Source organism: Yersinia sp. 1252 StPb PI (assembly GCF_048593885.1).
Taxonomy (GTDB): domain Bacteria; phylum Pseudomonadota; class Gammaproteobacteria; order Enterobacterales; family Enterobacteriaceae; genus Yersinia; species Yersinia enterocolitica_E.
The window spans coordinates 1-630 of sequence record NZ_JAZGQE010000454.1; the positions used below are offsets into that span (position 1 = coordinate 1).

Genomic DNA, 630 nt, shown 5'->3' on the forward strand with positions numbered 1-630 from the left:
GTGAACACACTCTGCTATGTTGTGCAGTGCGCGCAATCCTCATGAACGTTAAGTTCACTCCGGTTGCTGTGCGCTGTGCGCCTTGCCGAGTGTCTTCTCGCTCACACTGCAACAATGATTAACCCATTGGCATTGCGATTATTTGAGAGACTCTATTACAGGTTACTTTTTATCTCAGTACCTCTACGGAGAGATAAATTTCGGCTGTAATGTTTCAATTTTCAGCTTGTTCCAGATTGTTAAAGAGCAATATCTTAAACACGACTCGTTAAAGTCATCTTTAAGATATTCAGTTGATAATGTCTTTCACACATTATCGGATTGGCGTCCCCAAGGGGATTCGAACCCCTGTTACAGCCGTGAAAGGGCAGTGTCCTAGGCCTCTAGACGATGGGGACACAAAAATTTCTACTGAATCACTGATTCAGTATTTTTGTGTAAAGGTGAGAATGTGGTGACACATTCGAACGACTGATGCAGTAAAAACTCGATACTGAGGTCTTATTGCACAATCATCACCCTCATCAACAGGTGCTCTTGCTCATTTACATTCATCAGACAATCTGTGTGGACACTACGCAATGCGTATCGTTTAGGTAAGGAGGTGATCCAACCGCAGGTTCCCCTACG

Annotated in this window: 1 tRNA gene; it reads right to left on the reverse strand. The window is 43.8% G+C overall.

The window, feature by feature from the left end:
• Positions 1-322 precede the first annotated feature (322 nt).
• A tRNA-Glu gene (locus V2A85_RS24280) sits at positions 323-398 on the reverse strand.
• Positions 399-630: the final 232 nt, after the last annotated feature.